Raw genomic sequence first — 24,829 nt, forward strand, 5'->3', positions numbered from 1 at the left:
CCAGCTCTAATCCAGCTTTGATCGCGGCGGCAAAGCTGGCCACTCAAAAAATCCATCTTCCGCCCTTATAAACTCTAACAACTCACCAAACTTGGAAATTGAATGTTTAAGACCACACTCCCAGATAACTAACACCCTCCACCCACTTCCTAACAATTCAGAAACATGCGATACATCTCGCAATGCGTTCCCCTCCAACTTAGTTCGCCAGAAGTCCTCTCGCGAGGCAGGAATAGTGGAGTAAAAACACCCAGCATGGAGATGCCAAAAGCACCCATGCACAAATATGACCAATCGGTACTTCGGGAGAACAATATCTGGTTTTCCTGGCAGATCTTTGCGATGCAACCTAAAACGAAAACCAGATTTATGAAGAAAACGTCTAACGACCAACTCTGGTTTAGTATGCTTGCCTTTTATACTCGACATCATTCGAGAGCGAGTAGCAACACTGACCAAGTCATTCAAGTCTTCTCACCTCACTACAGATCTGTAAGCAATACCCTTTCACTTATTTCATAGAGACTATCAATGCCTTTCCACCCAACTCTAAATTGATTTCGCTTCTTGGGCTTCCATTCACCATCGACAAGCTTCATATTTATACCCGGATCGTGATAAACCTTATTCTCATACATCGCATGGAGAAAAAGTTTTAAGTCGGCACCACTACATAGTAGAATTTCTGGCCCGAACCTATAATAGTTCACATCTTTTGCAACGACCTTATACGAAACATATGCGGTCTGCGCATGCTTCCTAGACCAATGCGTGAGGATTTTGTTAAACGTCCACCCTAAGGCTACGTCTCCTTGCAGGTTTCGCATAATTAACCCTCCATCAGGGTCAACTACTTCATTTTTTTCCGGATCATATCCCTCCATCCGAAATGTTAGACCACTGCGCTCATTTAGGACGCCTATGAGATGCCTTCCAGTAAAGTCACGTCGTGATTCAGTACAACTCCCATATTCTTTTAAAAACTTCCCTAAATCCGCTTTATAAGTTCCCGAGTCAGGTTCTGGGGTCATCAAGGTTACTGCACCGGAGCGGTGTGACTTCAGTTCCCAATCGTGAAAATCAGGTTCTGATCTTCCATTTGGAACTATTCCAAACATTCTTTCGAGAGTATAACCTGCGCCATTTTTCGCATGATATTCAATCACCTCCCCCGCTGGACTTAAACGCCCAGACCGGACAAAACCACCTCGATAGATTTCCGATAATTTTTCTAAAAGAAGTATGCGCCCTTCCTGTATAGGCTGTTCCAGTTCATAAAAAACTGAAGCAACCCTTGATATTTTCCCGCATTCAATCCTCGCATTAGCATCACGGGCAAGTTTGCCGTCCCAAACTCCGGAATAGGCGAGGATAGTATTATCTGCACATATGCCGAAGACAAGGCACCGTTGTGATTGCCCGCGCAAGGCCCTTTGTTCGGGCGTTGGTGGTTGCATAAGCTTGGAAGGTGCGAGAGCAGAACCGCGAAGAAACCCAGACAGTCTGACCTCTGGATAGCGAGGATAGAAAATTAATTGTGCGCCGGGAGCGGGTGAAGGAGGGGCGTCAGACTCGATATCAATCCAGCTAAGCTTCAAGGAAGCTTTATACATCACCCCTTATCCTTAGTAGTTTCCCCCACAAGATCTCCATGGGGTATCAACCGCAAAACATCAAAATCACTTCCGAAGTAAATTTGCTGTTTCGAATTGTCGTTGTTTGCCAACAACTTAAAGACAACGCGCCTTGCTCCGAGGCGACGCATCACCCTTGACACATATTCCAAAGGTGACTCATTAGCTCCTGACACGACAGCTCCTGGATTTAGCCTACATCGAAGCGGCATGGCCGCTCCGTTCTCTAGTAGTAGCTAAATAACACCAGGGTAGTGCTAATTGGCAAGAGCAATTTCTAATTGTGGTTGTTCTGCATCAGAAATTTTGGCTTTTGCCGCCAGGATTCGGTCCTTCATCAGCGTCGCAACAGCCTCGAACACGGGGACCGCAACCGAGTTCCCAAACTGTCGATACGCTTGGGTATCGGACACAGGAATCACAAATTTGCTTTCCCCAGGCTTATCGAAACCCATCAGGCGCGAGCACTCATGCGGTGTCAGTCGGCGCGGGCGATTGAGCTGATTCAACTCACTGTTGAAGTCCAAGGTGTCCACGAACCCACGATCAACCAGGATTTCCGAACCATCCTTGTGATATCTCGCCGAAAGCGTACGAGCAACGTCGTTTGGACGAGTCAGACCAAAGCCAAAACCATTGCCTTTTTCGCGATGTTTCTCGGCATATCGGTAGAGGTAATCCCAGAGCTTCGGAGTAAGGATGTATTTTTCGTCCACGTCTTTATCAAGCAGATCACCGAAGCTAGGTCGGTGCTTCGGTATGAGCTTGCTGATGTCGCTCAGAGTGAATCCCTGGTGAACATTCAAGTCACGACGGAAACCGACCAGCACAATTCGCTCACGATGCTGAGGGACAAAGTGCTTGGCATCGATGACCTTCGGGTCTGAGCCTTTCGGTGCATTCACGTCTGCAACCTCATAACCCAGCTCATCCAACGCTTCGCAAATGATCCGGAACGTATTGCCCTTGTCATGGCTTTTCAGGTTTTTGACGTTCTCAAGCAAGAATGCAGCAGGGCGTTTCGCGGCAATAATCCGCGCCACGTCAAAGAAAAGGGTGCCCTGGGTCTCACACTCGAAACCGTGCTTGCGCCCCAGTGAGTTCTTCTTGGAAACACCGGCAAGCGAAAACGGCTGACATGGGAAACCTGCCAACAGAACGTCGTGATCAGGAATTTCGCGATCAATATTCTTGTACGCTTCTTCGTCGCTGATTTCAGGCTTGTCCGAAAGCGTGACCGAACGGATGTCGAGATTGAACCGGTGACGAGCCGGATCACAGAAGTGGTTAGCCTTGTAAGTCTTGACCGCGTACTTGTTCCATTCGGACGTGAACAGGCACTCGCCGCCGATGGCTTCAAACCCTTTTCTGATACCGCCGATACCGGCAAAGAGATCGATAAAGGTAAATGAAGGTTTATGGTTCAAACGCTTGGGCAGCAGATCCTTGAGGCGGGTGAACTCAATGTGGGAGAGCTTCGGCGAAGCCTTGCCCTTGATCCATCGATTGATGGTTTCACGGCACCAGTGACTCGGGCTCACATCGTTGAGAATTTCGGCCAACTGCCCTTGGTCGTAGATCTCCAGCAGCTTGTGCAGTAACGCAAGGTCGGTAACAGGATGGGTATCAGGCTCATAAGAATCCGAGGTCGTTTCGCTCAAGGATTCAAAAGATGCTGTTTCAAAAAGATTCATGAGCCGGAAATTCCTCTGGGTCAAAGCTGTGACGAATGGTCACCATTCTAGCCCTGAAAACTTCAAAGTAAATGAAATTTCCCGTAATCCGTGAGATCAGTCATGGCGACAGGGGCTGGGAGAATTGGAAGAACAGTGACGACCAAATACTGGATATAAACACAGCATAATTTACTCTACGCCATTGTCCAGATTTCGTTTTGCCTCACGATCGGTAGGAAAAGTCGCTGGTTGACGACCATCCCTGATCCCCCTACCCTCAGCTCCGAGCCTAAGAAACTCTACAAACCAGAGCGGTCCTCCGCACCCGGCAGTCATGCGGCTTTTTTCGTCTGCGGTTTCTCTACGCCTGCGAAAAGTCCCGTTATGTCGGGAGTGGGCGAATACAAGACCCGAAAGGGGAATATGTCCGGCCCGTCTCTGGTGGGTTTCTTAGCTCCCGACACCCTAACGAATGCCCTAAGAAAGCAGCCAGAGGTAAATGGAAATGCCTGACTACTCAGCCTTCATGACGAAGGCGAATCGCCGTACCCGCCGTTTGAATCCCGTGCTCCCGACTCGGGAGGCACGCCATGTCTGAACCACTGCTTCCGACTCGTTTTACCCGTAACAAAACCCACCTGCATGCCCTTCTGGTGGAGAACCAGGCCTGGTTCTGCGTCCATGAACTCGGGCGTCTGATGGGCAAATATCTGGATGAGCGACAGCTGCGCAAACTCGACGCCGATCAGCGGCAGATGATGTGCGTGGAGACCTACGGCGAGCCCGGAGAACATCTGATGGTGAGCGAGTCAGGTGTGTATGCGTTGCTGATCTATCACTACTGCCCCGAATATCGGCAGCTTCGCGAGTGGGTGACGCATCAGGTTGTGCCCGCGCTGCGAGATGCCCGTCCGACGCGCTCGGTTGAGCGTCCGATACTGAGTGTTTTGAGCTGGCCGAAGATGTCGTTGAGCACGCTGCACTGGCAGGACGAGCCGTGGATTCGTTTGCGGGATATGCCGTGTTTGCTGGCGGAGGATCCGTTCAATCGGCAGGAATCCTGGTGGCGTAAAGCTTCACGAATGCTGCGTAGTTACTGACATCAAAAAACCGCTGCTTGAGTTTTCAAGCAGCGGTTTTTTATGAGCCGGTGTCTGGGAAAGCCAATCCTCGACAGACTGGTTCTGCATCATTCTGAAAACAATCAGTGCAACCCACCCCACCACCCGCTATTAATACCCCTCCCCCACTCAAGGACCCGAGCCCCACCATGAAATTCGACCTCGCCTACTGCCTCAGCCTCGACGACAAGTTGTCGATCTATGACGTTCGCGATCTCAATTTCGATGAGACGGTGGCGTTCGATTCTGCGAAAGAACACTTCCAGTGCCCCAACGACGCCTGTCGTGCGGCGTTCGATGCGTCCAACGAGTTGGGCACGTTCAACGCCAAGAACGTCAATTACGTGCGCACGCCGCACTTCAAGAATCTGCCCGGTACGCAGCATGTGGCGGGTTGTCCGTATGTGAGTTTGAAGACGTCGGCGTCGGGGGGTGAGGCGGCGGATGGGGAAGCGGATGACGGGCGGGAGGAGCATTTTCCGTCGGAGTTGTTGCTAACGCGCCGTGAGTATGTGCGCAAGCCTGCCGCGCCTGCGGGGCGGCGGATGTGTTGCGGGATGATCCGGTGCGGGTGGCGACTTCCCCCTCAAAAGAGTCGCCGAGTCGTGAGACGGCGCCGGACAAGACCAGTGTCTTCGCTCACCCCGTGGAGTGTTTTGTGTCGAACTTCGCGGACAAGGATTTGCTCAAGCGCATGCCGTTGAAGATTGGCGAGCATACGGCGCCGTACAGTTCGTTCTTCAAGAAGATCGAGTATTTGATGGATAACAAGGGGCTGATTTACTGGGGCCGGATCAAGAAGATCGAGGACTTCCACAGCGCCAGTTTCCGGATCGATTTCGAGGACAAGGTCTGGTTCAAGAAGCCGGATGACAGCAAGAAGAAGCCTTATCCGGTCAGTGTCTATCTGAACAAAAAGCTGATCGACAACTACCGCAAGCGCAAGGCGTTTCTGGAAGAGATCAAGCACGCGATCGACAGTGATAAGGAGTTGTTCTGCTTCTTCTATGGTGTGACGCCGGAGTTGAAGCAGGTGCCGGGCAAGAAGAACCCCGAAAAGCCTTTCGAGGTCTTCAATGCCAATATCGAGAACCTGGATCACTTCATCATTCGTGAAGCACCGGGGCTGGCGTGATGGTCAGCCCTGGGGCAGTTGCAGTTTGACGGCGCCGGGGTTTGATCAGGGAGTACAGCCAGACGTATGACCTGAGCGGGCGCGACGGTTCGCTGATCGATTTGTTGCTGCATGAATTGCTACGCAGTGCGCCGTTGCCGCTGCATATCCCGCTGCCGCCTGACGGAAGACTGCTCGAACTTTGTCAGACCTTTCTGCATCAGCCGAATGCCCACCAATCACCCCAGCAATGGGCCGATCAGCTGCACGTAAGCTTACGCACCTTCAACAGACTGTTTCGTCAGCAGACCGGCCTGAGTTTCAGCCAATGGCGCCAGCGCGCCTGCGTGGTATTGGCGCTGGCACGGCTGGCGGCCGGTGAAGCGGTGACGCGAATTGCCCTGGATTTCGGTTATGACAGCCCGGCGGCGTTCTCGACGATGTTCCGCCGGATCCTCGGGCAGGCACCGTCCGTCTGGTTGGAGGCGGCGAACTAGGGCAAATCAAAAAATGCGTTTGATCCCGGCCGAAAACAACTGTACAAAAACACAGTACATTTTCCATCAGCACTCTCGAGCCCGGAGCACACCATGGCCTCTTCTGCGATGAACCTCATCCTCGAACGTATCGCCCTTTTCCAGTTCACCCCGACCCATTGCGCCCAGGCCCGAGAGATATTGGGCTGGAGCGTGGAACAACTGTCGCGGGAAGCCGGGGTTTCGGTTGACGACATTCAGCGGTTCGAAGCGCAGCAGGACGTTGCGGATGCGGCGCGGCTGGCGTTGACGTATCGGTTCGAGGCGCAGGGGCTGGTGTTCTTTCCGGGGTTTGCGCCGGGGCGTTCGACAAGCATCAAAGGGACCACGGCCGAGTCGGTGGAACGTGGGAATTATGCGATGGCAGACTGAAGACTCAGGACTTGATCAAAATGGAAGAAAGCACAGGTAACGTTTATCAAGACCTAGGCGTTGGTGATGCATACGAGATGCAGACCAAGGCAGAAGCGGTGATGAAGTTGGCTGCACTGATGGAAACTGCGCAGATGAGCGGAATTGAAGCGGCGGAGAAACTTGAGATATCGCTGGAGAAACTAGAGGGCATGCTCCGAGGACGATTCCGCGATATACCATCCGCCACAATTTCAAAGTACCTGAATCAGATTTCGGTAAAAGAAGCCTGAAAGAGCGGTTCGCTCCGATGGGGAGCGAGCCCGAGAAACTCGTCAGGCCCCTTGAACCACCGCCTCACTCTCCCCTTCAACCTCCAACCACCACGCATTCCCGCGTTGCGGTTGTGCCAGGTTGAACGCCTCGCCCATTTGAGGGGTGGTAATGGAAACACTGCGCTCCCAGGCCAGCGCCAGAATGCGATCAAACGGTTCATGCCACGCATGCATCGCCAGATCGAACGTGCCGTTGTGGATCGGGAATAACCAGCGGCCCTTGAGGTCGATGTGGGCTTGCAGGGTTTCTTCCGGTTGCATGTGCACGTGGGGCCATTCGACGTTGTAGGCACCGGTTTCCATCAGGGTCAGGTCAAACGGGCCGTACTGTTCGCCGATGCGTTTGAAGCCGTCGAAGTAGCCGCTGTCACCGCTGAAGAAAATCCGTGTGTCGCCGTGGATGATCACCCAGGAAGCCCACAGGGTCTGGTTGCCATCGAACAGACCGCGACCGGAAAAATGCTGCGACGGGGTGGCGATGAAGCGGATGCCGGCGACTTCGGTGCCCTGCCACCAGTCGAACTGGTGGATCTTGTCGGCATCGATGCCCCATTTGATCAGGGTGTCGCCGACGCCCAGCGGGGTCAGGAAGACGTTGACCTTGTCGGCCAGTTTCAACACCGCTTCGTAGTCGAGGTGGTCGTAGTGGTTGTGCGACAGGATCACCGCTTCGATCGGCGGCAATTCGTCGATGCTGATTGGTGGTTGGTGAAAGCGTTTCGGCCCGGCCCATTGCACCGGCGAGGCACGCTCGGCGAACACCGGGTCGGTGATCCAGAATTTGTCTTGCAGTTTGAGCAGCAGGGTCGAGTGACCGAGGCGATAAACGCTGTGGTTGGGCGCCGCGATCAGGTCCGCGCGGGTCAGTGGCTGCACCGGAATGGCCGCGGCCGGCCGGGTGTTGCGCGGTTTGTGGAAGATCATGTTCCACATGATTCGTAGCATCTTGCGCACACCTTCGCGCTGCACCGGCGCATGGTTGCGGAATACGCCTTCGGCTTGACGCGAAGGTTCAGGAGTTTGACTGCCCGCAGAAGCAATGGATTTGGCCATGACTGAATGACTCCGGAAACACCGCGCAATTCACGGATTCCCACGGTGGGACGATAATGGCCAAGGCACGCACGCATCAGCCGGACATCTGGTTTTAAGTTGCACCGATTAACGCAGCATTACACTGACCGGTGTACTTTCTAGGTTGCATCAATCCTGGTGACAAGTAAACTGCCGAGTGTAATTTCACCCTTTTCCTGCCGAATCGAATTTATGACAGCCCCCCAGCGCCTCACCGACCGTAAACGCGAAGCCATCATCCAGGCCGCGATCACCGAATTCCGTACCAACGGTTTCGAGGTCACCAGCATGGACAGGATTGCGGCCACTGCCGGGGTGTCGAAGCGCACGGTGTACAACCATTTCCCCAGCAAGGAAGAGCTGTTCGCCGAAATTCTCAACCAGTTGTGGGCACGGATCAGCACCGAGCAAGCCGTGTCGTACCAGCCCGACCAGCCATTGCGCGATCAATTGCGAACGATGCTGCTGGCCAAACTGCAGACGATGGCAGACGACAACTTCATGAACCTGGCCCGGGTCGCTATCGCCGCCGCGATCCACTCCCCCGAGCGCGCGCAAAACATGGTGGCGCGCATGGGCGAACGTGAGGAAAGCGTGACCGTGTGGATTCGTGCCGCCCAGGCCGACGGTCGCTTGAAACCGGTTGATCCGGAGTTCGCCGCGCATCAGGTGCAGGGGTTGTTGAAGGCGTTTGCATTCTGGCCGCAGATCTCCATGGGCCAGCCCTCACTCGACAGCACCACGCAAAATGCCGTGGTCGACTCTGCACTCGATATGTTTCTGGCCTGTTATCAGCTCTAGACAAGGACCTGCGCCACGGTAAATGGCTCATAAGGACACTGAATTTTCCCGCTGGAATAAATGACAATGTCTGCCTTTGGCCGATGAACGGTCTGTCTGAAGAATGACACTGCAAAGTGTTTCAGAATGAATCTGGCGCAGAACATCATGGAAAACCAACGCGGCAAAGGCTTGTCATTCGCCAAGCGCATTTACTTGCCACGGGCCATCGGGTTGGGCATCGGTTTTTTCAGTGTCGGTGCCGCGCTGTATCCGTTGAACATACCGGGCTGGCTCTGGGCGCTGTTGCTGTTCAACGGTTTTCTCTGGCCTCACGTGGCCTATCAATGGTCGACCCGCTCGGCTTTCCCCTATCGCGCCGAACGCCGCAACCTGCTTTATGACTCGGTTTGCGGCGGCTTCTGGACCGCGTGCTTCCAGTTCAATCCGCTGACCACAGTAACCATTCTGTCGATGATGACCATGAACAACGTGGCCGCCGGCGGCCAGCGCCTGTTCCTGCTCGGCGCCCTCGCTCAGGTGATCGGCGTGCTGCTGGGCTGGTCGGTGTTCGGCGTCCATTTCACCCTGACGGCCACGCCGATTCAGGTTTGGGCCTGCCTGCCAATGCTGACCCTTTATCCGTTGGCGCTGGGCATGGTCTGTTACCGGTTGGCGATCAAAGTCGCCGAACACAAACGCACCCTGAGCGCCCGAAGCCGCACCGACAGCCTGACCGGACTGCTCAACCACGGCGCCTGGAAAGACCTGCTGCATCTCAAGTTCCAGCAGTGCCGACAACACAATTCCCAAGCCATTCTGGCGCTGATCGACATTGATCATTTCAAGTCGATCAACGACAGTTACGGGCACATCGTCGGCGATGCGGTGCTGCGGCAATTGAGTCGCGAGCTGAAATTCGTGCTCGACGAAAGCGAGCTGGCCGGGCGTTACGGCGGCGATGAATTCTGCGTGATCTTGCCCAACCTGCCACTGAACAGGGCCGAAGCACTCATGGAGCAATTGCGTCAGGGAATGGATCGTTATCGCCACCCCGACGTCGCCGAACTGCGCGTCAGCCTGAGCATCGGCCTCGCCCGCTATCAGACCTTCTACGCCGACGCCCTTGAGTGGTTCGACGATGCCGACAAGGCGCTATACACCGCCAAGCACGCGGGACGTAATACGATCAGCGTAGCGTTGAGCCGATCCAGCGCCTGAAAAAACTTGTACAAAATTGAAAAAAATCGATTTCTTGTACAAGTTTATAAAGTTTTGTATAAGTGAGCTCGCCAGCCTGGATGCTGGCACACTGCTGCCAGCCATCGACATGTCTGGCTGACTGACGCGGAAACAGGGAACCCACTATCAGCCCTATTTCCAGAGTGCCTCCAGCATGTTTTTCAATCGCCACAAGACCGTCCTCGCCGATCTCCAAAACACCATTACCGAACAGTCCAGTCTGCTGGAAGCGATCAACCGCTCCATGGCGGTGATCGAATTCGATCTCGACGGCGTCGTGCTCAGTGCCAACGAGAACTTCCTGAAAACCATGGGCTACACGGCTGAACAGGCGATCGGCCAGCCCCATCGCCGCTTCTGCCCGCCAGCGTTTGCCAATGGCCATCAATACACCGAGTTGTGGTCGCGATTGAAAAGCGGCCAGTTCCAGTCCGGCACCTTTGAACGAATCGACAGCCAAGGCCGACCGATCTGGCTCGAGGCCAGCTACAACCCGATCAAGGATGCCTCGGGCCGGGTAGTGAAAGTGGTCAAATACGCCATGGACGTCACCACCAAAGTCCAGCAGGAAAGTGAAGCCAACGCCAAGTTGCAGGCCATCGATCGCGCCATGGCGGTGATCGAATTCGATCTCGACGGCAATATCCTCACTGCCAATCAGAATTTTCTGACGCGCATGGGTTACACACTCGCCGAGTTGAAGGGCAAGCATCATCGGCTGTTCTGCCCGGCGGATCTGGTCAACAGCAGCGACTATCAGGACTTCTGGCGCCGGTTGAACCAGGGCGAGTTGTTTCAGGGGCAGTTCGAACGCATCGACAAACGCGGCCAGACCGTGTGGCTGGAAGCCAACTACAACCCGGTCTACGACGCCGCCGGCCGCTTGTGCAAAGTCGTAAAATTCGCGTCCGACGTAACCGCCCGGGTCGAGCAGCATGAGCAGGATGCACGCAGCGCCAGTGCCGCTTATCACATCTCCGTCGCCACCCGAAAAGTCGCCGAGCAAGGCACGCAAGTGATCCAGCAAGCGGCCAGTGAAATGCGCGAAATCGCCGACGACATTGCCGAGTCATCCACACTGATTGCGCAACTGGGCGAGCGCTCCGAACAGATCACCGCCATCGTCAACACCATCCGCGCAATTGCCGACCAGACCAACCTTTTGGCCCTGAACGCCGCCATCGAAGCCGCCCGTGCGGGCGAGCAGGGTCGCGGCTTTGCGGTGGTGGCCGATGAAGTGCGGCAGTTGGCGGCGCGCACCAGCGGCTCGACAGCAGAGATTTCCAATATGATCGGCCTGATCCAGAGTGAAACCCGTCAGGCGATCAAGAGCATGGACGGCACCCGGGGTCGCGCAGCGCAGGGTGTTGAACTGGCGGATCAGGCCGGCACGGTAATCCTGCAGATTCGTGACGGCGCCAGCGAGGCGGTGGAAGCCGTAAGCATGTTCGCCAATGAGCGGGCGCGAGGATGAAATCCGCCACCATCGGCTAGCCCCCGGCGCTGGCATCTCTTTCGGCAGCCAGCTGCCAGCGCTGGGCACAAGCTCCACGGCGCGGGACTATAGTGTCTTCAGTCCCAAGCGTCACCGAGCCCATCATGACTACCAAACATCCCGAATCGCCTTCCCCTGCCGCCGCCGATCACCTGCGCTTCCACCGCCCCCACGCCCATCTCAACACGACGTTCGGCAACGACAAGTTCGCCTTGCGCGCCGAGGCGTTTGCACGATTCTTCGGCACGCCGACCTTTCTCGGCGCACAGACTCTGATTGTGGTGCTCTGGATGGGGCTCAACGTCAGCGGTGTAACCGGGTTCGACGCTTACCCGTTCATCCTGTTGAATCTGGCGTTCAGTCTGCAGGCCGCCTATGCCGCGCCGCTGATTCTGCTGGCCCAGACCCGTCAGGCCGCACGGGACAAGGCGCAATCAGAGGCCGACGCACAGCATCGTGAGGCGCTGGCGGTGGCCAACAGCGAACGCCAGGCGGAGGCGGCGAAGAACACTGCGCAACTGCTCGAATTACTGCAGCAGAACACACACCTGACCGAGATGACCAAGGACCTGACCGAGCGCATCGAAATCCTCACACGCGAAGTTCATCAGCACATCCTGCAACAGGAACAACGCCCTTCGTCATGATTCCTCTTCAGGCCAGACGCAACGCCCGCCCCAACTCATCGAACAACGTGACCACCGAGCGCAATGCGCGGCAGTCCGGGCGGGTCAGCAACCACAGCGCGGTGTCATAACCGTGCAAGGGTTCGCTCAGAGCTTGCAGCCCTTCGTTGATGAGAAAGTCCGGCAACGCCGCCACGCCCAGTCCGGCGCGGACCAGTTCGGTCACAGACAGCATGCTGTTGCAGCGATAACTTGGCGTCACACCCGGCAACTGCTGACGGCGCCAGGCAACGGTCGGGTGATCGGGCAGAAAGTCGTCCGGGGCGATCCAGGTCAGCGCTGCCAGATCGGCCGCTTCAACCTTTTGTAGATAACGCGGACTGGCGCAGACCCGGTAGGAAATCTTCGCCAGCTCCCGTCCGACCAGATGCTCCGGCGGTGTACGCGTCAGGCGCACGGCGATGTCGGCATCACGACGGCTGAGGTTGGCGAAATCGTTGGACGTGCTCAGCTCGATGGTCAGCGCCGGGTAGTTCGGCATGAACTGCGCCAGCGCCGGCAGCAACAGACTTTGCAACACCGAGTCGGTGCAGGTCAGGCGCACCGTGCCGCTGACCACTTCACCGCCCTGCTCCACACCAATACGCGCCGCTTCCAGTGCTTGTTCAGCACGTTCGGCCTGCTCGGCCAGGGTTTGCGCGAGGCTGGTGGGCAGGTAACCGGCGCGGCTTTTTTCGAACAGTTGCTGACCCAGTGCAGCTTCCAGTCGGCGCACGGCGCGAAACACCGTCGACACATCGACCTTCAGCAGCTGCGCGGCCCGGGCCAGAGAGCCGCCACGCACTAAAGCGAGGATCAGGGCCAGATCCGGGAAATCCAGTCGGTATTGCGTGGCTGCATTGATCACTTGGGCAAACGCCAATTTTGAGTGCGTGAACGCCAATCTATAGTGAGCGCCATCCCTCAACAAGCACAGCGAGTACTCATGGAACCCAGAGCCCTGCGCGTCGCCCTGATCGGTGATTACGATCCGCAAGTCACCGCCCACCAGGCCATCCCGGTCGCCCTTGGTCTGGCGACGGAGCACCTTCGCCATCCGGTCGATTTCGACTGGTTGGCCACCGACCGAATCCTGCCCGAGACGCCGCTGGAAAATTTCGACGGTTTCTGGTGTGTGCCGGCCAGCCCCTACAAAAGCGAAGTCGGTGCACTGCGAGCCATTCGTTTTGCCCGCGAACAGCAGCGCCCTTTCCTCGGCACCTGCGGCGGTTTTCAGCATGCGGTGCTGGAGTTTTCCCGCAACGTACTGGGTTGGGCCGACGCCGAGCATGGCGAAACTTCACCTGACTCGAGCCGTGCGGTGCTCTCGCCGCTGACGTGTTCACTGGTGGAAGCGGTGGACAGCATCCATCTGGTGCCCGGTTCGTTGATCGCCAAGGCGTACGAAACGTCGGAGATTCGCGAAGGCTATCGCTGCCGCTATGGTGTGAATTCGCAGTTCGAACGGGAGTTGCTGATCCATGATCTGCACGCCGTGGGTCACGATTCGGCAGGTGATCTGCGCGCCATCGAACTGAAAAACCATGTGTTCTTTGTCGCGACGCTGTTCCAGCCGGAACGCGCAGCACTCAAGGGGCAATTGCCACCGCTGGTGCGGGCGTTTGTCGAAGCCTGCGCGGAGCAACCTCGATGAAACCGAACACTGAATGTTTCGCCGTGATCTTCACCTCAACCCGCACCGAGGGTGACAACGGCTACACCGAGGCCTCCGAGCGCATGATGCAATTGGTGGCCGAGCAACCGGGTTTTCTCGGTATCGATTCGATCCGGGGCGCGGACGGCGTGGGGATTACGGTTTCGTACTGGGAGAGTGAGGCGGCGATTCTGGCCTGGCGCGAGCATCCGGAGCACCGGGTGATTCAGGCGCGCGGGCGGGCGGAATGGTATTCGGCGTTTCATACGCGGGTGTGTCGGGTGGAGCGGGAGTATCGGTTTGCTCTGTGAGTATTGAGGCGTGCTCACTGGCTTCATCGCGGGCTTGCCCCGGGCGGCGTTCCGACGATGAAGCCAGAAAAGTCGCAGCAGAACCTCAGCCCTTCACCAGACTGCGCACCGCCTCAATCTCCGGCACTTCACGCTTGCTCATGTAAACGCGCAACGGCTCGGTGATATTGATCCGGTCGTCGATGTGCTGATCGAGCAGCAACTGGATCAACTCGCGCTTCAACGTCATGGTCTGTTCGGTGGCCGGTGCCCAGACGAATTCGCTGGCGGGAATAATGCCGTCATCGGCCACGTCCATGCCGAACGAGTCCTCACTGAAGCGCACGATGTACTGGCCGGTCTTGCGGTTGAGGCCGACGAAGCCCTTGAGGTCGTCGGCGGCCTGGCAGATGAGTTGCGATGTGATGCGCATGGTAAACCTCACGAAAAGGATCGATGGTCTACACGCAGGGCAATGGGAGGCGCGCCCTCTGCCGGGGCGGTTGCCGTGGCCAAGCGTACTGCAAACGAACGCACAAAAGTGCGGAAATATTCGCTTTCAGTACGTTTATGTCGGTCTCGCGATAGCACGTTTTCGTTTGAGTTGCTAAAAGGTACATCTTCGAAAATACCTGCGAAAGGACCTCGACATGCCCGCCACGTTCACCAAAAGCGCACTGCTGCTGAGCCTGATGCTCGGCCTCGGCCAGGCTCATGCCGCCGCCCAGCCAAGCCCTGCTGCGCTCGCTGCCTCCGAGGGCATTCCGCGTCCGGCGGTGATCGCCCACCGTGGCGCGTCCTTCGATGCCCCGGAATCCACCGCCGCCTCCTACAAACTGGCCCGCGACCTGGGCGCCGATTACCTGGAAATGGACTTGCAGCGCAGCAAGGACGGCGTGCTGTTCGCCCTGCACGATGACAATCTGCAGCGCACCACCGACGTCGCCACCAAGTTTCCGGAGCGCAAGGACAGCCCGGCCAATGCCTTCACCATGGCCGAACTGAAAACCCTCGACGCCGGCAGCTGGTACAACGCCAAGTACCCGGATCGCGCGCGTCCGTCCTACGTTGGTCTGAAGATTCTGACCCTGGACGAAATCATCGACATCGCCCAGGCCAATCCGAAGCACAAGCCGGGTCTGTACATCGAAACCAAGGAGCCGAAACTGTTCCCGGGGATCGAGCATGACCTGAAGGAAAAACTCCAGGATCGCGGCTGGCTCAGCCCGGCCGGTTCGAAACTGGCGAAAAGCGCTCTCGGTGTCGGCCAGGGTAAAGGCAGGGTGATCCTGCAAACCTTCGAAAAGAGCAGCCTTGAAATGCTGCAGAAGGAAATGCCGCAGGTGCCAAAAATCCTGCTGCTGTGGGTGGGCGAAGGCAGCATCGAGCCGAAATCCAAAGTGACCTTTGCCGAATCCGGCGAGAAGGACAAGAACGCGTTCTACGGCAAGCAAGAGCCGAAATCCGAAGCCGAATTCAAGCAGTGGATCGACTACGCCAAGGCCCAGGGCGCCATCGGCACCGGCCCTTCGGCGAAGCTGACCCACGGCGGCGATCAGAGCTATTCGGACCTGGTGCAGCCATGGATGAACCAGTACACCCACGACAAGGGAATGCTGGTGCACGTCTACACCGTGGATGAGCCGGTGGACTTCGAGAAGGTCATGGACTCCGGCGTCGACGGCATCTTCACCAACCGCGCCAGCGAACTGTTGAAGTTCTATAAACGCCCGGCCGCCGCCAGTGTGGATCAGGTGTTGAAGAACAACGGCTTCTGATCTGCAAATCAGGGTGTCAGTACCGCGAGCAGGCTCGCTCCCTTGGGGAGTCCGGCCTGCTCGCTGCGTTTTAAGGGTGAATTAAGTTGCGGCGATTAACCTGAACTCACTTAAACGAATCACCCAAAGGAATAACCCATGAAAACCCTGACTGCCCTGTTTACCGCTGCCGCCCTGACCCTCACCGCTGGCCTGGCCCAGGCTGACGTTCGCGTCGACCAGATCCCGCAACTGGTCAAGGAAGGCAAGATCAAGTCGCTGGAGTCGATGAACGAACAAGCGCTGAAACTGCATCCGGGTGCGACCATTACCGACACGGATCTGGATAACCACTTCAATGGTTATGAGTACGAAGTTGAATTGCGTACGGCTGATGGCAAAGAGTTCGATGTGGACTTCGACGCAACGACCGGCAAGGTGCTGACCAACAAGCAAGACACTTGATTGGCTGATAAGACAAAGCCGCACGATTAATGAATCGTGCGGCTTTTTTGTGTCCGCAAATTATGCGGAGGTACTGACCAGCGAGCCAGACGTACTCGAATCCGAATCCTGCAACGCCTGCAACAACGCCGCCGTTGCCGTTTGCAACGACGCCGAGGTGCTGGTGACCTGAGCTTGCGCGGCGGCGACTTCGGTCATCCTGGCCTGATCACTTTCCTTTTTGGCCTGAGCCGCTTGCAGCGCCTGTTGCTCTTCCTGCAACTGCTTCTGCAACTCGGCAATCTGCTTGCGCAGTTCTTTTACGGTGTCCGATTCATCGCTGCTGGAATTGCTGTCCCCCGCCGGCGCCGCACCACCGCCCGCCGCAACTTTACTGGTATCGGCTTTCACCCCGGTGCTGGCCGCCGCAGTGGTCGAGGTGTCGTCGCCCGTATCGGCAATCGAGGTTTTGCTGGTGGGCGTGGTGACGGTCTGATTGATCGAAACAGACGTGATGCTGACCATGGGAAATCTCCAATGCCGGTTATAGATGACCGGGCATCGGCGGCGGTCTGCACGAATTGAGATCGACTGTGTACCGACTCGGTAACCGAACCGGTACACAGTCACTGGCCGGTCAGACGCTCAGGCGCGCGGTGACGTCGTTCAGTTGGCCCGACAGGCCGTGCAGGTTCCGGCTGGCGCTTTCGGTGCGCTGCACGTTGTCGAGGTTGGTGCTGGCGATCGAGGTGATCTCGGTCAGGTTGCGCGAGATGTCTTCGGCCACCGAGGTCTGTTCTTCGGCCGCCGTGGCGATCTGGCGGTTCATGTCGCGGATGGCTTCCACCGCGTGGGTGATGCGCTCGAGCATGGCGCCGGCCTGGGTCACTTGCTCGACGCTTTCATCGCTGCGGGTCTGGCCGCTGTCGATGGCCTGGGCAGCGTCCACCGCACCGGTCTGCACGCTGTGGATGATCTGGTTGATCTCGATGATCGACTCCGCCGTGCGCTGCGCGAGGTTGCGCACTTCATCAGCGACCACCGCAAAACCACGCCCGGCTTCCCCGGCCCGGGCCGCTTCGATGGCGGCGTTGAGCGCCAGCAGGTTGGTCTGCTCGGCGATCCCGCGAATCACTTCCAGCACCTTGCCGATGCGGCCGCTGTCGGCTTCCAGACGCCGGATGACCGTGGCGGTGTTGGCGATTTCACCGCGCATCTGGGTGATGCTGTGGATGGTGCTCTGCATGACCTTCTCGCCCTGTTGCGCGGACTGGTCGGCATCGTCGGCAGCACGCGCAGCGTCAGCCGCATGACGGGCGACTTCCTGGGCGGTGGCGGACATTTCGTTCATCGCCGTGGCCACCTGATCGGTGCGGTTGAACTGCTCGTTGGTGCCGCCGGCCATCAGCGTGGCGATGGCGTTCAACTCGCCGCTGGCGCTGTCCAGATCCTTGGCGCTGCGTTGCAGGTGATTGAAGGTTTCGGCGAGGAAATCGCGCAGGGTGTTGGCGGCAGCCGCCAGGTTACCCAGCTCGTCCTGACGGTCGCTGGCCACGCGCTCGACCAGACGGCCCTTGCTCAACTGGGTGACGTAGTCGATGAGTTTGCGGATCGGTTCGACCAGATTGCGGTTGACCAGCCACAGGCTCAGCAAACCGATCAGCAGGCCCGACGCAAGCATCACCAGCAGCCCCAGCCAAACGGTGCGATCGGCACTGGCGCTGATCTGCGCCGATTGTTCGGTGCCCTGCTTGCGCAGCTCGGCCACCAGTTCACTCATCTGGTCGCTGGCGGCTCGGTCGACGCCTTTGACGGCGGCGTCGCCAGCGGTCGGATCGGCACCGGCGGCGACGTAGGCATCGCGGCCCTTCTGATACGCAGCACCGAGCTGACGATGTTCTTCGCGCAGACGTTCGATGCGGGTTTTCAGTGCAGGCTCAAGGCTTTTCTGATTCGCAAGCTCACCGAGGATACCCTGCACATCGCGCTGACGGTCTTCGAACTGGCTCCAGTATTTGGCCAGATCCGCCGGTTGCTTGCCGCGCAGCAGAACGTTTTTCCACTCCTGGACCTGCACCTTGAATTGCAGGTTGGCTTCGTCGATCAGTTGCGAGGCGTGCAAGGGGCCGGCGATCAACTGGCTGTAACTCTGCACGCCGTTGGACAGGAAGTGAAAACAAGCCAGCGCGATCAACAGCATCGCCAGCAGGCTGCCGCTCAGCAGGGCAAGAATTTGCGCTCTCAGGGATTTTTGCAGCATCGCAGGTACTCGGGACAGGGATGAGGCACGTCCGGCAAGACGTGATTTTTTAACCGGACATCCCTGTCGGCGAACCTTGGCTCTTGGCCGAAGGCGCGCAACCTAACCCATGCGTGATCGGCGTGCCAGAGCCCTTCTTTAGAAATATCCGACCGCCGGTAACGCGTTGATTTGACATCATTTTGCTGTCACACAAGCGTCATGTGACATTGCGATGATGCGGCTCAGGTGAATCTGCAAATCCCGCGACAGACGCCTCCTCGCAGCGAGCCTTCATGAACCACAGCCTCGATATCAGTCATCGTGATCCTGACCTGTTCGGCCTGCTTTACGGTTTTCGGTTTCGCCCCGGTGAACGCGGGCGCGAGGTGGATTCGGCGACCGCCCTGCGCTGCCTGCAAGACGACAGCGAGGGCGATGAATTTCTCTGGCTGCACCTGAACCTGGCCCACGCCGCGTGCGAGCGCTGGATGAAAAGCCATCTGCAATTGCCCGAAGAGTTTTTCGAAGCGCTGCACGAAGGCTCGCGCTCGACGCGCATCGAGCATGTCGATTCGGCGTTGCTGGCAGTGGTCAACGACGTGGTGTTCAACCTCAGCAGCATGGTGTCGTCGGACGTGTCGACGCTGTGGGTCTGCGTGCGCAGCAAACTGATCGTCAGTGCGCGCCTGCAACCGCTGCACTCGGTGGACAAGCTGCGCTCTTCGGTGAAGTCCGGCGAGTGCTTTCGTTCGCCGCTGGAACTGCTGGTGCATCTGCTGCGTGATCAGGGTGAAGTGCTGACCCAGATCGTGCGCAAGACCAGCATGAGCGTCGATCAGGTCGAAGACGAATTACTCTCCTCGCGACTCTCGACCAACCGCGCCGAACTCGGCGCCAACCGCCGGGTGCTGGTGCGCCTGCAACGATTGCTGGCGCTGGAGCCGGGTTCGCTGCTGCGCCTGCTCAACCGGCCGCCGCCGTGGTTGCAGAAGGAAGACGTGAAGGAGCTGCGCAAATCCACCGAGGAGTTCGCGCTGATCATCAACGACCTCACCGCCCTCGGCGAGCGGATCAAGCTGTTGCAGGAAGAGATCGCCGCCAACCTCAACGAACAGAGCAACCGCACCCTGTTTACCCTGACCGTGGTCACGGTGTTGGCGCTGCCGATCAACATCATTGCCGGCTTTTTCGGCATGAACGTCGGCGGGGTGCCGCTGGCCACCGATCCCGAAGGGTTCTGGATTCTGGTGGCGCTGGTGGCAACGTTCACCGTGATCGCCGGGCGCTGGGCGTTTCGCAAGCGACGGGATTATTAAGAGCCGATCTCCTTGTGCCGCTCGTTCCCACGCTCCGCGTGGGAATGCCGCCCGGGACGCTCCGCGTCCCTGTGACGCAGAGCGTCACCTTATGCATTCCCACGCGGAGCGTGGGAACGATCATCAACGATCACCGCCTTCAGATCAGCGGTGAAGCTAAAAACCCAAATACTGATCTATCGCAGATTCTCTGTAATATTTAGCAACGATCATGAGCGACACTCCTTCCCCCGCTCAGGATTGTCCGCCCATGGCTACTCCCTCCCTGACCGCCAGCCCGGCCTCCGCTGCCAGTGGCAGACCGGTCCTCGACAAGAAAACCGGCCCGTTCACCTACGTGGTGTTTTTTGCGGTGCTGGCGATGGGGCTGCTGTTCACCGCCTACAGCCTGATGCACGACATGCACCAACTCGGCACGGTGGTCACCACCTGGACCCCTTTTCTGCTGCTCGGCGTGGCGCTGTTGATTGCGCTGGGCTTCGAGTTCGTCAACGGTTTCCACGACACCGCCAACGCCGTGGCCACGGTGATTTACACCCATTCGATGCCGCCGTATTTCGCGGTGGTCTGGTCGGGGTTCTTCAACTTCCTCGGCGTGTTGCTGTCGAGCGGCGCGGTGGCGTTCGGCATCATCGCGCTGCTGCCGGTGGAGCTGATTCTGCAGGTCGGTTCGTCCGCCGGGTTCGCGATGATCTTCGCCCTGCTGATCGCGGCGATCCTGTGGAACCTCGGCACCTGGTGGCTGGGCCTGCCGGCTTCGTCGTCGCACACGCTGATCGGTTCGATCATCGGCGTCGGCGTGGCCAACGCGTTGATGCATGGCCGCGACGGCACCAGCGGTGTGGACTGGGCCCAGGCGACCAAGATCGGTTACGCCCTGCTTCTTTCGCCGCTGGTGGGTTTCGGTTGTGCGGCGCTGTTGCTGCTGGCGTTGCGCGCATTCGTGAAGAACCGTTCGCTGTACAAGGCACCGAAAGGCAACACCCCGCCGCCGTGGTGGATTCGCGGTCTGCTGATTGCGACCTGCACCGGCGTCTCGTTCGCCCACGGCTCCAACGACGGACAGAAAGGCATGGGCCTGATCATGCTGATTCTGGTCGGTACGCTGCCGATGGCTTATGCGCTGAACCGCACCATGCCTGCCGATCAGACGTTGCAGTTCGCGGCGGTGGCCGAGGTCACCCAGCAGGCGCTGGTGAAAAGCGCCCCGCTGCCGGCCCCGGCCGATCCGCGTCCGGTGCTCTCGGATTACGTGCGCAGCAAGCAAGCCACGCCGCAACTGATCCCGGCCCTTGCTTCCCTGACCGGACACATCGGTGAAGAAGTCAAAGGCTACGGCTCGCTGGCGAAAGTGCCGGCCGAGGCCATGGGCAACGTGCGTAACGACATGTACCTGGCCAGCGAAACCATTCGCCTGATGGACAAGAGCAAGGTCGGTAACTTCGACGCCGATACCACCGGCAAGCTGCAACTGTTCAAGCAACAGATCGACAACGCCACGCGGTTTATTCCGTTGTGGGTGAAGATTGCCGTGGCGATCGCGTTAGGGCTGGGCACCATGGTCGGCTGGAAGCGGATTGTGGTCACGGTCGGCGAGAAGATCGGCAAGACCCACCTGACCTACGCCCAGGGCGCCTCGGCAGAAACGGTTGCGATGCTGACCATTGGCGCCGCCGACATGTTCGGTCTGCCGGTGTCGACCACTCATGTGCTGTCCTCGGGCGTGGCCGGGACCATGGTCGCCAACGGTGGCGGCCTGCAGATGAAGACCATCCGCAATCTGCTGATGGCGTGGGTGCTGACCTTGCCGGCGGCGATTGTGTTGTCGGGCAGTCTGTATTGGCTGTTTACCCAGATCTTCTGAACACTTCGGGCTTTTGTGGGAGCTGTTAAAGCGTTGAGCGAATCAAATCCCCCAACCAATCCATGAACACCCGAACCCGCAACGGCAGATGCCGCTGCCTCGCGTACAGCAGTGAAATGCCCATCGCCGGCGCGGCGTATTGCGGCAGCACGGTGACGATCTCGCCGCTGTCCAGATAGGTGTTCATGCCGGTGCGCGGCACCTGAATCAGACCGAATCCTCCCAGGCACGCCGACTCGTAGGCATCGGTGCTGTTGACCGTCACGCTGCCGGCCATCGGCACGCGATGGACCTGCCCGTCCTGCTCGTAGACAAACCCTTCCGATCGCGAACCGAGCACACCGACGTAGTGCACCAGCCGATGCTGCGCCAGATCCTCAAGCGTTTGCGGCACGCCGTAACGCTCCAGATATGCAGGGCTGGCGCAGTTGATCATGCTGAAATCCCCCAGATGCCGCGCCACCACGGATTGATCCGGCTGCGCGCCGACACGCAGCACGCAATCGAAGCCTTCGGCGAGCAGGTCGACCCGGCGATCGGTGCTGCTGATTTCCAGTTCCAGATTCGGATGACGGGCCATGAACTCCGGCAGCTTCGGCATGATCAGCCGCCGCGACAGAATGTTCGGCATATCGACCCGAATCCGCCCGGTCAGCGACGCTTCGTCCTGACGGAACAGGTTCTCGATTTCGTCCATGTGCGACAGCAGATCCTTGCTGCGCTCGTACAGCGCCAGCCCGTCCTGAGTCGCCTGTACCCGGCGTGTGGTGCGCTGCAGCAGGCGCGTGCCGAGCAGGGTCTCCAGCGCCTGCACCTGTTCGGACACCGTCGAACGCGGCAACCCCAGACTCTCCCCCGCCTTCGTGAAACTCGACAATTCGCTGACCCGGACGAAGGTGCGCAGCAGTTCCAGTTTGTTCATGAGCCATCCATTGATTGTTCGGTCAATCCGACCAGTGATTCCGGTTTCAGTCTGTTTATCACCTCACGGCGGATAAATAAACTTTGCCCCATCAACCGTCACCGCCAAACGAGGAAGACCCATGAACCGCAAAATCGCATTGATCACCGGTGCCAGCCGTGGCCTCGGCAAGAACGCCGCCCTGCACCTCGCCGCCCAAGGCGTGGACATCATCGGCACCTACAACAGCCGCGCCGATGAAGCGCAGTCGTTGGTCGCGGAACTGAAAAATCGCGGCGCCAACGCCGTGATGCTGCAACTGGATGTCAGCCGCAGCGAAGGCTTTGCCGATTTCGCCGTGCAAGTCGAACAGGCGCTGCAACAGCTCGATCGTTCGCGCTTCGATTTCCTGATCAACAACGCCGGGATTGGCGTGCATGCGTCGTTCGCCGACACCACGCCGGAGCAGTTCGACCTGCTGATGAACGTGCAGTTGAAAGGGCCGTTCTTCCTGACTCAGCAACTGCTGCCGCTGATCAACGATGGCGGGCGGATCATCAACATCTCCAGCGGTCTGGCCCGTTTCACCCTGCCGGGTTATGCCGCTTACGCGGCGATGAAAGGCGCGATGGAAGTGCTGACCCGCTATCAGGCCAAGGAGCTGGGCGCGCGGCAGATCGCCGTGAATATCCTGGCCCCGGGCGCCATCGAAACCGACTTCGGCGGCGGCGCGGTGCGCGACAATTCGGCGCTGAACGCGATGGTCGCCAGCAACACCGCGCTGGGTCGTGCCGGTCAGCCGGATGACATTGGCGGCGCGTTGGCGCTGCTGCTGTCGCCGGGGGCGCAGTGGATCAATGGTCAGCGGATTGAAGCGTCGGGCGGGATGTTTCTCTAAACCCTCAACAAAAACCGGACAAAAAAATCGCAGCCCTCTCAGGCTGCGATTTTTTGTTTCAGCTCTGGCAAGCGTTGCGTATCACCAGCCGCTCGCGCACCACGTCATAACCCCAGTGGTAAATGTAGGTGTACGGCAGGAAGAACAGCAGCACGCCGATGTCGAGCAGGAACGCCTGCCACAGACTGACCGACAGCCACCAGGCAATCAGCGGCACGCCCATCACGATCAACCCGCCCTCGAACAGCAGCGCGTGCGCCACCCGCACCCAGGCGTTGTGCGGGATGTTCCAGCGTTTGAGCATGCGATCGAAGAAGCCGTTGAACACCACGTTCCAGCCCAGGGCCAAGAGCGCGATGGCAATGGTGACAGCCCCCATTTCGACCAGCGGCTTGCCCATGATCCAGGCCAGCAACGGAGTACAGATCAGGATCGCCAAAAGTTCGAAACCGATGGCCTGGAAAATACGTTCAGTGATGGATTTGTTGGCAGTCATGGCCGAACTCCTCTGTGAAGATGGTTGCCATGATCCAGCACCAAACCGATACTTCAAAACCAATAACCATCGATCAAGGCGATAGTTCATGGCCTCTCAGGAAGTGTTGCTGGCGTTTGTCCAGGCGGCGACTCAAGGTTCTTTTTCGGCGGCGGCGCGCAAACTCGGGCGCAGTCAGTCGACGGTGAGTGCGGCGGTGGCCAGCCTTGAGATTGATCTGGACTTGATCCTGTTCGACCGCAGCAGCCGCAAACCGACGCTGACCCCGGCCGGCCACGTGATGCTGCAACGGGCCGAGGCGATTCTGGCGGCCACCAGCCGACTGGAAATGACCGCCCGGCAATTGGCCCAAGGTGTTGAGCCGAAACTCACGGTGGCGATTTCCGACACTTATCAGTCCGACCGTTTCGAAGCCGCATTGGTGGGTTTCGAGCAGCGTTATCCGGATCTGGAACTGGAATGCCTGATCGCCGAATGTGATGACCTGGTTGAACTGGTGCAGCGCGGTCGGGCGCACCTGGCGTTCGCCGAGATGCAGGACAACTACCCGCCGGATCTGGCGACTGCGACCGTCGCCGAACGCACTGAAATCGCCTTGTTCGCCGGTCGCAACCATCCGTTGGCAACGCAGGAATCCATCGATCAAACAGTCCTTGAACAACATCGCGAGCTGCGCCTGGCCACCATCGTCAATCCTTACGACAGTCGCGGCAAAGGCCGGGTGTGGTCGGCGCCGAGTTATCTGATGCTGCTGGAAATGGCGGAAAAAGGTTTCGGCTGGGCGCCACTGCCGCGCTGGCTGGTGGAGCGCTTCGGCAATGACTTGCTGGTTGAACTGAAGGTGCGCGGCTGGCCGAAACCGGTGTTCGTCGATGCCCTGTGGTCGCGGCTGTACCCGCCGGGGCCGGCGGGCAGCTGGTTGCTCAGCAAAATGCTGGAATAGC

General features: G+C 58.3%; 24 protein-coding genes and 5 pseudogenes. 18 read left to right on the plus strand and 11 right to left on the minus strand.

Features of this window, described 5'->3' with window-relative positions; translation table 11 throughout:
* Positions 1-6: 6 nt before the first annotated feature.
* The 3 genes from I5961_RS21315 to dcm form a co-directional block, all read right to left on the minus strand.
* Positions 7-468, minus strand: a complete 462-nt coding sequence (locus tag I5961_RS21315) for a very short patch repair endonuclease (RefSeq protein WP_227233260.1) — start codon at positions 466-468, stop codon at positions 7-9.
* 14 nt (positions 469-482) lie between these two features.
* A complete protein-coding gene (locus tag I5961_RS21320; RefSeq protein ID WP_227233261.1) occupies positions 483-1,613 on the minus strand; it encodes an MvaI/BcnI family restriction endonuclease in 1,131 nt (376 codons plus the stop codon).
* A gap of 278 nt (positions 1,614-1,891) precedes the next feature.
* Positions 1,892-3,328, minus strand: a complete 1,437-nt coding sequence (gene dcm, locus I5961_RS21325; RefSeq protein WP_227233263.1) for a DNA (cytosine-5-)-methyltransferase — start codon at positions 3,326-3,328, stop codon at positions 1,892-1,894.
* Positions 3,329-3,900: 572 nt separating this feature from the next.
* Here dcm and I5961_RS21330 point away from each other — a divergent pair.
* The 5 genes and pseudogenes from I5961_RS21330 (at position 3,901) to I5961_RS21350 (ending at position 6,725) form a co-directional block, all read left to right on the plus strand.
* Positions 3,901-4,410, plus strand: coding sequence for a Bro-N domain-containing protein (locus I5961_RS21330; protein ID WP_227233264.1), 510 nt, complete (start codon positions 3,901-3,903; stop codon positions 4,408-4,410).
* Between the two features lie 170 nt (positions 4,411-4,580).
* Positions 4,581-5,566: pseudogene (locus tag I5961_RS21335) on the plus strand (hypothetical protein).
* Positions 5,567-5,631: 65 nt separating this feature from the next.
* A pseudogene (locus I5961_RS21340) lies at positions 5,632-6,042 on the plus strand (helix-turn-helix domain-containing protein); the annotation flags it as partial.
* Positions 6,043-6,135: 93 nt separating this feature from the next.
* Positions 6,136-6,453, plus strand: coding sequence for a helix-turn-helix domain-containing protein (locus tag I5961_RS21345; protein ID WP_227233266.1), 318 nt, complete (start codon positions 6,136-6,138; stop codon positions 6,451-6,453).
* 20 nt (positions 6,454-6,473) lie between these two features.
* Positions 6,474-6,725 carry an XRE family transcriptional regulator gene (locus I5961_RS21350; RefSeq protein ID WP_227233267.1) on the plus strand — a complete coding sequence of 84 codons (252 nt, stop codon included), beginning with the start codon at positions 6,474-6,476 and terminating at the stop codon, positions 6,723-6,725.
* A gap of 42 nt (positions 6,726-6,767) precedes the next feature.
* Here I5961_RS21350 and I5961_RS21355 read toward each other — a convergent pair whose 3' ends face one another.
* Positions 6,768-7,820, minus strand: a complete 1,053-nt coding sequence (locus tag I5961_RS21355) for an MBL fold metallo-hydrolase (RefSeq protein WP_085701599.1) — start codon at positions 7,818-7,820, stop codon at positions 6,768-6,770.
* A gap of 213 nt (positions 7,821-8,033) precedes the next feature.
* Here I5961_RS21355 and I5961_RS21360 point away from each other — a divergent pair, with 213 nt between their 5' ends.
* The 5 genes and pseudogenes from I5961_RS21360 to I5961_RS21375 all read left to right on the plus strand — a co-directional run bounded on the left by I5961_RS21360 (position 8,034) and on the right by I5961_RS21375 (position 12,005).
* A complete protein-coding gene (locus I5961_RS21360) occupies positions 8,034-8,642 on the plus strand; it encodes a TetR/AcrR family transcriptional regulator (protein WP_085701600.1) in 609 nt (202 codons plus the stop codon).
* 147 nt (positions 8,643-8,789) lie between these two features.
* Complete coding sequence (locus I5961_RS21365) at positions 8,790-9,842, plus strand: diguanylate cyclase (protein WP_227235629.1); 1,053 nt, start codon at positions 8,790-8,792, stop codon at positions 9,840-9,842.
* A 175-nt stretch (positions 9,843-10,017) separates the two neighbouring features.
* Positions 10,018-10,791 (plus strand): annotated as a pseudogene (locus I5961_RS28885) (PAS domain-containing protein); the annotation flags it as partial.
* A gap of 108 nt (positions 10,792-10,899) precedes the next feature.
* Positions 10,900-11,337: pseudogene (locus tag I5961_RS28890) on the plus strand (methyl-accepting chemotaxis protein); the annotation flags it as partial.
* Between the two features lie 125 nt (positions 11,338-11,462).
* Positions 11,463-12,005: a DUF1003 domain-containing protein gene (locus tag I5961_RS21375; RefSeq protein ID WP_227233269.1), complete on the plus strand. Its 543-nt coding sequence runs from the start codon at positions 11,463-11,465 to the stop codon at positions 12,003-12,005.
* Positions 12,006-12,012: 7 nt separating this feature from the next.
* Here the strand turns inward: I5961_RS21375 and I5961_RS21380 are convergent, their stop codons facing one another.
* Positions 12,013-12,954: a LysR family transcriptional regulator gene (locus I5961_RS21380; protein WP_085701602.1), complete on the minus strand. Its 942-nt coding sequence runs from the start codon at positions 12,952-12,954 to the stop codon at positions 12,013-12,015.
* A 15-nt stretch (positions 12,955-12,969) separates the two neighbouring features.
* On the opposite strand from I5961_RS21380, the gene I5961_RS21385 reads away from it, so the two are divergent.
* Positions 12,970-13,677 carry a CTP synthase gene (locus I5961_RS21385; protein WP_227233270.1) on the plus strand — a complete coding sequence of 236 codons (708 nt, stop codon included), beginning with the start codon at positions 12,970-12,972 and terminating at the stop codon, positions 13,675-13,677.
* Complete coding sequence (locus I5961_RS21390) at positions 13,674-13,988, plus strand: antibiotic biosynthesis monooxygenase family protein (protein ID WP_085701604.1); 315 nt, start codon at positions 13,674-13,676, stop codon at positions 13,986-13,988. Before I5961_RS21385 ends, I5961_RS21390 begins: the two co-directional genes overlap by 4 nt.
* 85 nt (positions 13,989-14,073) lie before the next feature.
* Here the strand turns inward: I5961_RS21390 and I5961_RS21395 are convergent, their stop codons facing one another.
* Entirely contained in the window at positions 14,074-14,400 is a 327-nt protein-coding gene (locus I5961_RS21395) for a DUF2025 family protein (RefSeq protein ID WP_085701605.1), read from the minus strand.
* Between the two features lie 217 nt (positions 14,401-14,617).
* On the opposite strand from I5961_RS21395, the gene I5961_RS21400 reads away from it, so the two are divergent.
* Positions 14,618-15,745 carry a glycerophosphodiester phosphodiesterase gene (locus I5961_RS21400; RefSeq protein WP_227233272.1) on the plus strand — a complete coding sequence of 376 codons (1,128 nt, stop codon included), beginning with the start codon at positions 14,618-14,620 and terminating at the stop codon, positions 15,743-15,745.
* Between the two features lie 138 nt (positions 15,746-15,883).
* Positions 15,884-16,189, plus strand: coding sequence for a PepSY domain-containing protein (locus I5961_RS21405; RefSeq protein WP_007951089.1), 306 nt, complete (start codon positions 15,884-15,886; stop codon positions 16,187-16,189).
* Positions 16,190-16,249: 60 nt separating this feature from the next.
* Here I5961_RS21405 and I5961_RS21410 read toward each other — a convergent pair whose 3' ends face one another.
* The 3 genes and pseudogenes from I5961_RS21410 to I5961_RS28900 form a co-directional block, all read right to left on the minus strand.
* Positions 16,250-16,693 carry a hypothetical protein gene (locus I5961_RS21410; protein ID WP_085701607.1) on the minus strand — a complete coding sequence of 148 codons (444 nt, stop codon included), beginning with the start codon at positions 16,691-16,693 and terminating at the stop codon, positions 16,250-16,252.
* Between the two features lie 112 nt (positions 16,694-16,805).
* Positions 16,806-17,573: a methyl-accepting chemotaxis protein gene (locus tag I5961_RS28895; RefSeq protein WP_371917914.1), complete on the minus strand. Its 768-nt coding sequence runs from the start codon at positions 17,571-17,573 to the stop codon at positions 16,806-16,808.
* Positions 17,574-17,738: 165 nt separating this feature from the next.
* A pseudogene (locus I5961_RS28900) lies at positions 17,739-18,428 on the minus strand (methyl-accepting chemotaxis protein); the annotation flags it as partial.
* A 275-nt stretch (positions 18,429-18,703) separates the two neighbouring features.
* Here I5961_RS28900 and I5961_RS21420 point away from each other — a divergent pair.
* On the plus strand, positions 18,704-19,726 hold the full coding sequence (locus tag I5961_RS21420; RefSeq protein WP_085606510.1) for a transporter: 1,023 nt from the start codon (positions 18,704-18,706) through the stop codon (positions 19,724-19,726).
* Between the two features lie 250 nt (positions 19,727-19,976).
* A complete protein-coding gene (locus tag I5961_RS21425) occupies positions 19,977-21,590 on the plus strand; it encodes an inorganic phosphate transporter (RefSeq protein ID WP_227233274.1) in 1,614 nt (537 codons plus the stop codon).
* Positions 21,591-21,615: 25 nt separating this feature from the next.
* On the opposite strand, the gene I5961_RS21430 is transcribed toward I5961_RS21425, so the two are convergent.
* The gene (locus I5961_RS21430) at positions 21,616-22,512 is read right to left on the minus strand and encodes a LysR family transcriptional regulator (RefSeq protein ID WP_227233276.1); all 897 of its coding nucleotides are present in this window, start codon (positions 22,510-22,512) and stop codon (positions 21,616-21,618) included.
* A gap of 121 nt (positions 22,513-22,633) precedes the next feature.
* On the opposite strand from I5961_RS21430, the gene I5961_RS21435 reads away from it, so the two are divergent.
* A complete protein-coding gene (locus I5961_RS21435) occupies positions 22,634-23,389 on the plus strand; it encodes an SDR family NAD(P)-dependent oxidoreductase (protein WP_227233277.1) in 756 nt (251 codons plus the stop codon).
* Between the two features lie 58 nt (positions 23,390-23,447).
* Here I5961_RS21435 and I5961_RS21440 read toward each other — a convergent pair whose 3' ends face one another.
* The gene (locus tag I5961_RS21440) at positions 23,448-23,885 is read right to left on the minus strand and encodes a multidrug/biocide efflux PACE transporter (protein ID WP_227233279.1); all 438 of its coding nucleotides are present in this window, start codon (positions 23,883-23,885) and stop codon (positions 23,448-23,450) included.
* Positions 23,886-23,973: 88 nt separating this feature from the next.
* Between I5961_RS21440 and I5961_RS21445 the strand changes: the two genes are divergently transcribed.
* Entirely contained in the window at positions 23,974-24,828 is an 855-nt protein-coding gene (locus tag I5961_RS21445) for a LysR family transcriptional regulator (RefSeq protein WP_085701613.1), read from the plus strand.
* Position 24,829: the final 1 nt, after the last annotated feature.

This window comes from Pseudomonas sp. IAC-BECa141 (genome assembly GCF_020544405.1).
Lineage (GTDB): Bacteria > Pseudomonadota > Gammaproteobacteria > Pseudomonadales > Pseudomonadaceae > Aquipseudomonas.

Bases quoted from the DNA above. Each gene is read 5' to 3' on its own strand.
- dcm (WP_227233263.1), bottom strand. From the start codon at position 3,328: ATGAATCTTTTTGAAACAGCATCTTTTGAATCCTTGAGCGAAACGACC.
- I5961_RS21440 (WP_227233279.1), bottom strand. From the start codon at position 23,885: ATGACTGCCAACAAATCCATCACTGAACGTATTTTCCAGGCCATCGGT.
- I5961_RS21425 (WP_227233274.1), top strand. From the start codon at position 19,977: ATGGCTACTCCCTCCCTGACCGCCAGCCCGGCCTCCGCTGCCAGTGGC.
- I5961_RS21360 (WP_085701600.1), top strand. From the start codon at position 8,034: ATGACAGCCCCCCAGCGCCTCACCGACCGTAAACGCGAAGCCATCATC.
- I5961_RS21355 (WP_085701599.1), bottom strand. From the start codon at position 7,820: ATGGCCAAATCCATTGCTTCTGCGGGCAGTCAAACTCCTGAACCTTCG.
- I5961_RS21375 (WP_227233269.1), top strand. From the start codon at position 11,463: ATGACTACCAAACATCCCGAATCGCCTTCCCCTGCCGCCGCCGATCAC.
- I5961_RS28895 (WP_371917914.1), bottom strand. From the start codon at position 17,573: ATGGCCGGCGGCACCAACGAGCAGTTCAACCGCACCGATCAGGTGGCC.
- I5961_RS21390 (WP_085701604.1), top strand. From the start codon at position 13,674: ATGAAACCGAACACTGAATGTTTCGCCGTGATCTTCACCTCAACCCGC.
- I5961_RS21345 (WP_227233266.1), top strand. From the start codon at position 6,136: ATGGCCTCTTCTGCGATGAACCTCATCCTCGAACGTATCGCCCTTTTC.
- I5961_RS21420 (WP_085606510.1), top strand. From the start codon at position 18,704: ATGAACCACAGCCTCGATATCAGTCATCGTGATCCTGACCTGTTCGGC.
- I5961_RS21365 (WP_227235629.1), top strand. From the start codon at position 8,790: ATGGAAAACCAACGCGGCAAAGGCTTGTCATTCGCCAAGCGCATTTAC.
- I5961_RS21320 (WP_227233261.1), bottom strand. From the start codon at position 1,613: ATGTATAAAGCTTCCTTGAAGCTTAGCTGGATTGATATCGAGTCTGAC.
- I5961_RS21330 (WP_227233264.1), top strand. From the start codon at position 3,901: ATGTCTGAACCACTGCTTCCGACTCGTTTTACCCGTAACAAAACCCAC.
- I5961_RS21410 (WP_085701607.1), bottom strand. From the start codon at position 16,693: ATGGTCAGCATCACGTCTGTTTCGATCAATCAGACCGTCACCACGCCC.
- I5961_RS21385 (WP_227233270.1), top strand. From the start codon at position 12,970: ATGGAACCCAGAGCCCTGCGCGTCGCCCTGATCGGTGATTACGATCCG.
- I5961_RS21395 (WP_085701605.1), bottom strand. From the start codon at position 14,400: ATGCGCATCACATCGCAACTCATCTGCCAGGCCGCCGACGACCTCAAG.
- I5961_RS21400 (WP_227233272.1), top strand. From the start codon at position 14,618: ATGCCCGCCACGTTCACCAAAAGCGCACTGCTGCTGAGCCTGATGCTC.
- I5961_RS21350 (WP_227233267.1), top strand. From the start codon at position 6,474: ATGGAAGAAAGCACAGGTAACGTTTATCAAGACCTAGGCGTTGGTGAT.
- I5961_RS21435 (WP_227233277.1), top strand. From the start codon at position 22,634: ATGAACCGCAAAATCGCATTGATCACCGGTGCCAGCCGTGGCCTCGGC.
- I5961_RS21445 (WP_085701613.1), top strand. From the start codon at position 23,974: ATGGCCTCTCAGGAAGTGTTGCTGGCGTTTGTCCAGGCGGCGACTCAA.
- I5961_RS21405 (WP_007951089.1), top strand. From the start codon at position 15,884: ATGAAAACCCTGACTGCCCTGTTTACCGCTGCCGCCCTGACCCTCACC.
- I5961_RS21430 (WP_227233276.1), bottom strand. From the start codon at position 22,512: ATGAACAAACTGGAACTGCTGCGCACCTTCGTCCGGGTCAGCGAATTG.